This is a genomic window from Companilactobacillus futsaii JCM 17355 (assembly GCF_001435505.1).
GTDB lineage: Bacteria > Bacillota > Bacilli > Lactobacillales > Lactobacillaceae > Companilactobacillus > Companilactobacillus futsaii.
This window is the reverse complement of the sequence record NZ_AZDO01000018.1, coordinates 1-455: the sequence shown is the minus strand read 5'-3', so window position 1 is coordinate 455 and position 455 is coordinate 1. Positions and strand designations below refer to the sequence as shown.

Below are 455 nucleotides of genomic sequence, written 5' to 3'. Positions count from 1 at the left end.
AGTTTATGATTACTAAGAAGATTTTTGGTTTTCAAATCTTCAATAACAATCAAATCGTTATCTTCAACTAATTCACGAGTTATCTTGTGGAGATAGTCTTTTCTTTGATTGGCAATCTTCTCACTATATTTAGCTACCATGAGTTTAGCTTTCATATAATTTGAGTATTGTTCTAAAGGTTTTGGATCAATCAATCCGAATTTCTTTTTATATTGAATATCCTTCAAGGCCTGTGTTCGTCTTCTAGCTAATCGTTTTTCCCAATAATGTTTCTTTTTAGCTAATTTCTTATCAAAACGGATAGTCTTATACTTACTTTCGTTTGAACAGATAACTAGGTCACAAACACCCATATCAAGACCGACAGACGTGTTAGTCTTTGGTAATTGAGTAATATCTTCATCAACCGTAAGAATGGCGTAATATTTATTAGTTGATGATTTACGAATAGTCAC

At 31.4% G+C, this 455-nt stretch carries 1 protein-coding gene; it reads right to left on the bottom strand.

The window, feature by feature from the left end; all coding sequences use genetic code 11:
* On the bottom strand, positions 1-455 hold a 455-nt coding region (locus FC88_RS02320), incomplete at both ends, for an RNA-guided endonuclease TnpB family protein (RefSeq protein ID WP_157060408.1).